This window comes from Acinetobacter sp. YH01010 (assembly GCF_013420775.1).
Lineage (GTDB): Bacteria > Pseudomonadota > Gammaproteobacteria > Pseudomonadales > Moraxellaceae > Acinetobacter > Acinetobacter amyesii.
In genome coordinates this window covers 1-8,959 of sequence record NZ_VOYF01000039.1, presented here as the reverse complement: position 1 = coordinate 8,959, position 8,959 = coordinate 1, and the positions used below count along the sequence as shown (strand labels likewise).

Genomic DNA, 8,959 nt, shown 5'->3' with positions numbered 1-8,959 from the left:
CGCGACTCATGAGTGCTCGGTTATATGCGGGCCAATTGGTTGTGCGGTAGATTTTGTGTGTAGGCTTCTTCATTTGAAAATTATATCGCTGAAAAAGCCTTTACAGATAGGTTTGTGCAACAAAGCCAATTAGAACTAAAGGAAAACCTAATAAAAAATTAAATACTCTATATAAAGCTATTCTAAAATCACTCTCAAAAATATTAAAAAATTATTATTGTTAGCTTCATGTAATTAAATAAAACCCATTTATCCATATAAAACAGCACCCAATACATAATCTTTAAACACAGTGAAACTTAATACAGATTATGTAACATCTTAAATATTTAAATTTATAATATTCATGTTATTAATAATTGATCTACTGTGATTGAGTAGATTATCTAATTAATCTTTAAAGGAACAGTATTATGTCTAACTATAACCAAGATCAAAATAATGATACTCGTCTACAGCACCAACGTGGCGATACTCAAAAACCTCAACACCAACAAAATCAACAATCTGATCAACAACGTCAGCAAAATGATCAGCAACAGCAGCAGCAACCCCAACATCAACAAAACCAACAGTCTGATCAACAGCGTCAGCAAAATGGTCAGCAACAACAACAGCAACCTCAACACCAACAAAATCAGCAGTCTGATCAACAACGTCAGCAGAATCAACAGCAAGACCAATAGTCAAAGTAACAACAGTAATTTTTTAATTTACAGAAGCAGCCCAGGGATCACTGCTTTTGTAATTAATTAACTAATTAATCGGAGTTATTACAATGAACGACCATCAAAATGAACATCCAATACATCATGACTGGCGCACGGATTACTCCAATAGACCGTACTATGGCGATCTTCAACGTGAAGTACCCGATATTGATTATGATCGAGACTTGAGATCGGCATATGAGCTTGGACAACGTGAACGCCATCTATATGGTGAGAATGCTCGATTTGAGGATTCTGAGCCGGATTTACAAACCAAATGGGAAGAGTTCAAAGCAGATTCTCGTTTGAAATGGGAACATGCTAAACATGCTATTAAAGATGCTTGGGAAAAGATGTAAACAACAACTTCTAAACTAAAATTCAAAAAATGTATTAAGCATGGACTTTATAAAAATAATTCTGCATGACACCTCTTTTAATTTTGCATTGGAAATTATTATCCGATGCATCATTATGTTTATCTTAATTATTATTTTTTTAAGATTTTCAGGTAAAAGAGGTGTCAGGCAACTTTCAGTATTTGAGTTAGCCATCATTTTAAGTTTGGGTTCTGCAGCTGGCGATCCAATGTTTAATGATGATATTCCTATCATACAAGCACTCATTGTGTTTGCAGTCATTATTCTTCTGTATAGATTCACAACATATCTAATCATGAAATCAGATGCTTTTGAAACATTGTTAGAAGGTAGGCCAATGTATATCGCCAAAGATGGCTTATTGATTGTTGAAGATATCAAACAGGAAAAGTATTCATATGACGAATTTTTTGCTGAGTTAAGGCAAAACAAAATAGAACACTTAGGGCAAGTCAAATCAGCCTTACTTGAAACTGATGGGTGTCTAAGTGTAATTCCTTATGCCAAAGATAATATCAAATGGGGACTACCAATTTTTCCTGATCACTACCAAAAAGCAAAGCGTTTTGATTCTAAAAAATACTATTCGTGCATGCTGTGTGGTCAAACACAATTTATTAGTTCTCTAAATGCTCAGTGCCCCCGCTGCAAATGTGACCGCTGGGCTGAATCTGCTTTTTATTGTGAAAGTAGCTCCAATCAATCATCAGATTGAGCACAAAATAGACAATTTTTTACTTTAAATTTGCCAAGCATCTTTATTATCTATATTAGCTTTATGCAATAGCAAAACCTTATCTAGCACATGTACTAAATAACATCAGACAAAGGGATGTAGCTCATGAAAAAATCAAATAACCCTAAAATTGATCAGTTTGAAAAAGAGGCATATGTAGCCCCTAAAGGTAAAACACTGACCTCATCTTTGGGTGTACCTGTAGCTGACAATCAAAATAGCTTAAAAATAAATCAGACTGGTCCTACTCTGTTAGAAGATTTTCTCTTACGAGATAAGTTAATTCATTTTGACCGTGAACGTATCCCTGAGCGTGTAGTGCATGCTCGTGGTGTTGGAGCGCATGGTTATTTTGAAGCTTATGAAGGCAACGAAAAATGGACTAAGGCTAAATTTTTGACTAACACTCAAAATCCAACACCAATCTTTGTCAGGATTTCTACAGTACAAGGTGGACGCGGATCAGCTGATGTAGTCCGTGATGTACGCGGGTTTTCCATTAAGTTTTATACCGAAGATGGAAACTACGATTTAGTAGGTAATAACATTCCTGTATTTTTTATTCAGGACGCAATCAAGTTCCCTGACTTTGTCCACGCTGTAAAGCCTGAAGATCCGAATGAAGTTCCAACAGGTCAATCTGCGCATGATACGTTTTGGGATTTTATTTCTTTAAATACCGAAGCCTCTCACATGACAACTTGGGTGATGTCAGATCGTGCTATCCCGAGAAATTTACGATCGATTCAAGGTTTTGGTGTACATACCTTCAGATTAATCAATAAAGAAAATCAGGCGCATTTAGTTAAATTTCACTGGACTCCTAAGCAAGGTGTTGCCCAAGTCGTTTGGGATGAAGCTCTAAAACTTAATGGTAAAGATCCAGACTTCCATCGCCGCGATCTATGGGATGCCATTGAACGTGGCAATTATCCTGAGTGGGAATTAGGGGCACAGATCTTTACTGAAGAACAAGCGGCTCAATGGGACTTTGATGTTTTGGATGCGACAAAACTGGTACCTGAAGAGCTCGTACCTATTACCCCACTAGGTAAATTTACTCTAAATCGAAATACAGATGATTTCTTTGCTGAAACAGAGCAAGTTGCTTTCAGTCCAGCCAATATTGTTTCAGGAATTGATTTTAGTAATGACCCTTTATTACAAGGTCGTCTGTTCAGCTATACAGATACCCATTTGCACCGTTTAGGTACTGCAAACTTTAATCAAATTCCAATTAATAAACCAGTCTGCCCTTTCCATACAAATCGACGTGGCGGCTATGCAAACCATGAAGTCTATAAAGGTAAAGCGAATTATGAGCCTAACTCTGTAGATGAAAATTGGCCTAGAGAATCTAATAATGATCCGCATGCATTTCGGACCCATCCTGAAGAAATCCAAGGCAGCAAGTTAAGAATCCGACCAGAAAGCTTCGCAGATCATTTCTCGCAAGCGACCATGCATTACCAAAGTCTTGCTAAGCATGAACAACAGCATATAAAGGATGCCTATGCATTTGAACTCTCAAAAGTGAAAGCTGTTGAAATTAGGGAAAGAGTTGTAAATGAGGTGCTTACAAATATTGATTTGGATTTAGCTCAATTTGTAGCAAATGAATTGGGATTAGTTGCTCCAACTAAGCAAAGTAAATCGATTAAGAAAGCTACCGTCGCTAAATCTGATCACTTAAGCACATTGGCATACCCAGCATCTGATATTAAGCAACGGAAAATCGCACTGTTGGTGCACAACGGTGCAAATGCTTCATCTATCGATGCAATCAGGACTTGGAGCGAATCAGAAAGCGCTGTAGTAGAAATATTAGCGCCTAATGCTGCGCCAGTGAAATCTAACGATGGTAAAGAAATTGCAGTGGATGGACGTCAGAATGGCGAACCTTCAGTTACCTACGATGCTGTCGTTGTTATTGATGGTGAAAATTTAGATGAATTCCTGAGTGATGGTGTAGCTAAACACTATGTTTTGGAAACTTTTAAGCATCTTAAACCTATAGTATTATTGGGTGATAAAGAGGCTTTAATTAAAGAACTAAATCTCATCCAAGATGCTGCGCTTCTCATTTCACAAAGTTTCAAAGATGTCAGTGATCAATTTAAAACAGCTATTCAAAATCATCGATATTGGGATCGTGAAGATAAGGTTGCTTCTATACCGGCCTAATTTAACTAAGAATAAAAAACCGCCCTTCTGGGCGGTTTTTTTATTTATTGGCTCTTGGTTCGAACTAGATTTAAAAAATGTAGATGTCGTTCGTATTGATCAATGACATCTTGTAAAATATCTTCTTGCGTCCATTCGATAATGTCATAATTTTGACCAGCTTCCCTCAAAAATACTTCAGCTTGATAATCTTGCGTGATTTCTGCTGAATCCAACATAAAGCTTGGTGTATTTTTTTCTTGGACAACCACTTGGTAGATAAAGTTAATCTCATCTTGATGGTTTACACGTAGCTGCAAGCCATCATCTATCGTGCTTACCGTCACATCTAAATGACGGCGCTTAAACTCTTTCTGTAGATTTGAAAATGCCTGGCTTACCGTTGTATCAATATACTGTTCAACTTCTTCACGTGTATGCGGATAATGCATAATCAATCCTAAACGTTGCTGCCAACTTCTTGGATTATGAATTGCTCTAGGTGTAATACGTGCATCGTGTAATGCTTGCATCTTAGTTGCATCTAAATGTAGAGCCTTGACTAAGCCCCAGCAAATTAAAAGCATTACGAAGGTGAATGGTAATGCACTCAACATTGTTGCAGATTGCAAAGCTCCTAAACCTCCTGCAAACAACAAAACAATCGCAAGTACAGCCATTAACGTTGTCCAAAACAATCGCTGCCAAGTTGGAGAGTTTTCAGATTTTGCAGTTAGATAGTCTGTAACTAAAGCCCCAGAGTCTGCCGATGTCACAAAAAACAACATGACCAGAATGGTCGCCACAAAACTCATCATGCCTGAGAATGGCAAGGTCCCTAAATATTCAAATAGTGCAACGGATGAATCTCGTTGCACTGCAGAAATCAGCGAGGTGTTCGCTTCGTTTAAAATACTATAAAGTGCAGCATTCCCCATGACTCCCATCCAAATCAGCGTGAAGCCTGTTGGAATAAGTAAAACACCTACAATAAACTCACGAATAGTACGTCCTTCAGACACACGCGCAATAAACATACCTACGAATGGCGACCATGAAATCCACCATGCCCAGTACATAATTGTCCAACCACCAATCCAACCATCAGATTGATAGGCATATAAATTAAAGGTCATGTTGAATAAGTTTGAAAAATACTGGCCAGCATTTTGTATAGTCGCTTGTAATATGAATATCGTTGAACTAGCAAAAAATACAAATAATAAGAGGGTTAATGCTAAGCCTAAATTGATCTCTGATAATCGTTTAATACCCTTGTCTAAGCCCATAAATACGGACAAAGAGGCCATAGCTGTAACAATGACGATTAGAATTAGCTGCGTCGTCGTTGAATATTCAATCCCGAATAGATAATTCAGGCCTGAGTTAATTTGGGTTACACCAAAACCTAAAGTCGTTGCGACACCAAATACTGAACCGTACCGGGTTTGTCGGAGACCACTTTTCTTGAGAGAATGTCCCAATGACAAAACCAAAATATACCCCTGAAATCAGAGATAGAGCGGTTCAATTATTGATTGAATCCGAAAAAGGTTATCCTTCTACTTGGGCTGCAATCGCAGCAATTGCTCCCTGAGCAGTATACTGCGCAAGGGTTGTACGCCTGAAACACTACGCTCCTGGCATCAGAAGCATTTGAATCAACAGAATCCAATCAAAGTACAGCAGCTTTCAGATCAAGAACGTATTAAACAACTTGAACGTGAAAATAAAGAACTGCAACGTGCCAATGAAATTTTACGTAAAGCAGCCGCTTTTTTCGCCCAGGCGGAGCTCGACCGCCCACACAAATAATGGTGGATTTTATCCATCATAATAAAGAGCTGTATGGAGTCGAGGCGATTTGTAGAATTTTACCGATCACCCCTTCAACCTATCACCGGACTTTAGATCTCGCGGACAATCCAGAACATCGAGCGAAACGAGATTTACATGACTTGCATCATGCGGAACAAATTAAACGAATTTGGAAAGAAAGTTCAGGTCGATATGGTGTGCGTAAGGTCTGGCAACAATTGAAACGTGAAGGCTATATTATTGCACGCTGTACAGTTGCTCGATTGATGCAAAAGCTAGGTCTACAAGGTGTTTGGCGTGGTAAGAATAAACAAACTACCCGTAGCCGAGATGATCAAAAACGAGCGGATGACTTGGTAAAACGGAATTTTAGTGCAGATCAGCCTGACCACCTGTGGGTCGCTGACTTCACGTATATTCAAACTAATTCAGGTTGGGTCTATACTGCCTTTATTATTGATGTATTCTCACGAGCCATTGTTGGATGGAAAGTATCAATACGTATGAATACAGACATGGTCCAGGATGCATTGGAGCAAGCATTGCATGACCGAGGTATGCCAAAGAATGTGATTCATCATTCCGATAGAGGTGTTCAATATCTTTCCATTCGCTATACCAATCGTTTAGAAGCAGCAAATTTACGAGCTTCAGTCGGTACAACGGGTGACTCATACGATAATGCTTTGGCTGAAACGGTGAATGGCTTATACAAAACAGAGGTGATTGAATATTTAAAAGCAGATTGGCAAGGTTTAGCGGATGTACAACTTGCGACACTAAACTGGGTGGATTGGTTCAATAAAGAACGTGTACATAGTGCGCTAGATTATGTATCACCTTTTGATTTTGAAGCAATGTACTATGATAAAATTAACCAGTTAGGTCAGGTGGCCTAACTTAAATAAAAAGTCTCCGACAAACCCGGTACGGTTCAAAATGTGATTTATAGCTTTTTATGTAAAAAAAAGTAATATTATTTATTGTTGAATTATAACAATTAGTATAAATATAATTATGATTTACATATGAAAAAGGTAATTATATGAAATATTTTTTAAGTTTAACTTTGTTAGTTTTAACAATGACTGGGTGTACTTCGAGTCCAAAGACTGAAACTTTACAAGATAAGGCTACAAGCAATACTTCAGCTGATACGCAGGTCCTTACGTTTTCTGGTCCGAATGGTTTATTAATTTTTCTGAAATCATCGGATAACTTTGAAACTGCTTTAATGACTGATAACTCAGGCGTGGTATATGGTTTAAAGCAAACAGTTGCTGGTAGTGGTATTCGTTTAGCTAATAATAATGGAGTTTCAATTCACTTTAAACGTGGTGAAGGGGTTGTTGAATTTGTAAAAGACCAGCCAATCAGCATTACTGAAGTTAAATAATAAGGTTTAAACTTTAAGAGAACCCATCACCATTGTGTGATTCATAGACATCCTTTCAATATAATGGGTGTCTATGAATCACACATATTATTGAGCGTGACTTAATCCTGCTCTCGCTTCCGTAATGATTTTTTGAATCTCTTCCCGTCGTTGTTTCTTCTTCTCATGGTAAATCCACACAGAAGAAATCAACAAACTTATAATTAGTCCGCCAATCAGTACTTGTAGTCTTGTAAAGATCATTTTTTATTGCTCTTATCATGAAGATTTCATTTAAATTAAGCATTTAAATATTAAAACTTAATGGCAATTTATGACAAAAACCCGTCTTTCAAAGACGGGGCAATACATGACATGTTTGGGAAATTATTATTTTAGAGAATTTGGATATTGCTGGCTTGCTTGCCTTTCTTACCATTCGTAATTTCAAACATTACACGCTGACCTTCCTCTAGTACTTTATAGCCATCGATTCGTACTTCACTATAGTGTGCAAATAATTCTTCACCTGTATCGGAAGCAATAAATCCAAAACCTTTTGTACCGTTGAACCACTTCACTGTCCCTTTTGTTAAATTAGACATTCATATTTCCTTTAAGTAATTATAAGTTTAGAAATTGCTGTAAATACTGATTAATTAACAAGCATATTCAATATAACCAATAATTCTTAAATATGAGGATACAACTGTTAGATCTATGTGAATCAAGTGCTTGTTTTATTTTCCAATTATTTACTAAAGTGATAATTATTTATCATATTAAGGTAATAATTAGATTTATATCACGAAGCTCGATCACTCACACTTTCCATCAATTGAATGAAAAAGCCCCACATATACATGTGAGGCTTCACCCAATTCAGTTGCGCTGACATGAGTCAGTAAATTATAGGATTATTTAATCAAAGATGCATTTAAAATATATCTTTAAAGCAATTTTTGATATGAACTATCGATTTAATTGAGTGTATGCCCACTTTAAAAATCTATCTTTATCATCAAAGTTTGGGACATTGATTAAGTGAATGAAGTTTGCTGCACCAAATTTACCCGCAATCTTTTTAGGATCGACGATTACAAAATCATCGTCATTACCTAAATTCAGTTCTTTGAAAAACTCAAGAACCTTGTTATGCAAACCTTGATGTGAATGTTCAGTTCGCTCTATTAGAAAATCATAAATCTGGCTTAAAACATGTAATTCAAAATTTTTATTCATGAATTTCTTCTCATAGTTGTTAAGGCTGAGATTCCAAACTAACGGATATTATGAGAAAGTTAAACCAATCAAACATTCTGAAACAATAAGTTTCGAAATATCTAATTTAAAATCATTCACCTAATTTTAAATCATTCATCTTTTTTAAAGTTTTTAACCAATCCGTTGCACGTCCCATATTGATATCTACTAATTCGAACCAGTGAAATCGATACCCCATTTCCTCAACATGATCGTGACGATCAACACTCCAAGCCTTTGAGGACTGCTACATGTACATGAATCGTAATCATCCGGCTAACACAGCCTTACCAAGCGATCCTATAAGCCTTAATTTAGTTCCCACCTAAACACAAGGGCACTGTTGCAAATAGAGATTTGAGTCGATGAAGTTCCCTTTAAAAAGTGCTTAGAGACCGAAAACCCTGTTGATTAGACACACTTCACCCTGAGGCTGACCATAATAAAATGACGATGCTTGTCCTTTACGTAGTGCACGCATGACTTCAATACCTTTAATTGTGGCATAAGCCGT

The 8,959-nt window shown here is 36.9% G+C and carries 7 protein-coding genes, 3 pseudogenes and 1 other annotated feature; of the genes and pseudogenes, 6 read left to right on the top strand and 4 right to left on the bottom strand.

From position 1 onward, the window contains the following. Positions 1 to 413 precede the first annotated feature (413 nt). From FTT77_RS16615 to FTT77_RS16600, 4 genes are all read left to right on the top strand, one after another. The gene (locus tag FTT77_RS16615) at positions 414 to 686 is read left to right on the top strand and encodes a hypothetical protein (RefSeq protein WP_171531801.1); all 273 of its coding nucleotides are present in this window, start codon (positions 414 to 416) and stop codon (positions 684 to 686) included. Between the two features lie 86 nt (positions 687 to 772). Beyond that, positions 773 to 1,069: a hypothetical protein gene (locus tag FTT77_RS16610; protein WP_171531815.1), complete on the top strand. Its 297-nt coding sequence runs from the start codon at positions 773 to 775 to the stop codon at positions 1,067 to 1,069. A 40-nt stretch (positions 1,070 to 1,109) separates the two neighbouring features. Beyond that, the gene (locus tag FTT77_RS16605; RefSeq protein WP_180109576.1) at positions 1,110 to 1,805 is read left to right on the top strand and encodes a DUF421 domain-containing protein; all 696 of its coding nucleotides are present in this window, start codon (positions 1,110 to 1,112) and stop codon (positions 1,803 to 1,805) included. Positions 1,806 to 1,931: 126 nt separating this feature from the next. Next, positions 1,932 to 4,010: a catalase gene (locus FTT77_RS16600; protein ID WP_180109575.1), complete on the top strand. Its 2,079-nt coding sequence runs from the start codon at positions 1,932 to 1,934 to the stop codon at positions 4,008 to 4,010. 44 nt (positions 4,011 to 4,054) lie between these two features. Here the strand turns inward: FTT77_RS16600 and FTT77_RS16595 are convergent. After that, positions 4,055 to 5,428: pseudogene (locus FTT77_RS16595) on the bottom strand (BCCT family transporter); the annotation flags it as partial. A gap of 44 nt (positions 5,429 to 5,472) precedes the next feature. Here FTT77_RS16595 and FTT77_RS16590 point away from each other — a divergent pair. Both FTT77_RS16590 and FTT77_RS16585 read left to right on the top strand, forming a co-directional pair. Then, positions 5,473 to 6,706, top strand: a pseudogene (locus FTT77_RS16590) (IS3 family transposase). Next, positions 5,762 to 5,878: a sequence feature (AL1L pseudoknot), on the top strand. Its footprint overlaps the pseudogene before it by 117 nt. Before the next feature lie 146 nt (positions 6,707 to 6,852). Next, positions 6,853 to 7,203, top strand: coding sequence for a hypothetical protein (locus FTT77_RS16585; protein WP_171531798.1), 351 nt, complete (start codon positions 6,853 to 6,855; stop codon positions 7,201 to 7,203). A 374-nt stretch (positions 7,204 to 7,577) separates the two neighbouring features. On the opposite strand, the gene FTT77_RS16580 is transcribed toward FTT77_RS16585, so the two are convergent. The 3 genes and pseudogenes from FTT77_RS16580 to FTT77_RS16570 all read right to left on the bottom strand — a co-directional run. Further along, complete coding sequence (locus FTT77_RS16580) at positions 7,578 to 7,787, bottom strand: cold-shock protein (RefSeq protein ID WP_152874215.1); 210 nt, start codon at positions 7,785 to 7,787, stop codon at positions 7,578 to 7,580. Between the two features lie 367 nt (positions 7,788 to 8,154). Beyond that, positions 8,155 to 8,424 (bottom strand): hypothetical protein, encoded by a 270-nt coding sequence (locus FTT77_RS16575; RefSeq protein WP_171531797.1) that lies wholly within the window; start codon positions 8,422 to 8,424, stop codon positions 8,155 to 8,157. A gap of 409 nt (positions 8,425 to 8,833) precedes the next feature. After that, a pseudogene (locus FTT77_RS16570) lies at positions 8,834 to 8,959 on the bottom strand (IS6 family transposase); the annotation flags it as partial.

Coding starts and splice junctions, on each gene's coding strand:
- FTT77_RS16600 (WP_180109575.1), top strand. CDS start 1,932: ATGAAAAAATCAAATAACCCTAAAATTGATCAGTTTGAAAAAGAGGCA.
- FTT77_RS16585 (WP_171531798.1), top strand. CDS start 6,853: ATGAAATATTTTTTAAGTTTAACTTTGTTAGTTTTAACAATGACTGGG.
- FTT77_RS16575 (WP_171531797.1), bottom strand. CDS start 8,424: ATGAATAAAAATTTTGAATTACATGTTTTAAGCCAGATTTATGATTTT.
- FTT77_RS16580 (WP_152874215.1), bottom strand. CDS start 7,787: ATGTCTAATTTAACAAAAGGGACAGTGAAGTGGTTCAACGGTACAAAA.
- FTT77_RS16615 (WP_171531801.1), top strand. CDS start 414: ATGTCTAACTATAACCAAGATCAAAATAATGATACTCGTCTACAGCAC.
- FTT77_RS16605 (WP_180109576.1), top strand. CDS start 1,110: ATGGACTTTATAAAAATAATTCTGCATGACACCTCTTTTAATTTTGCA.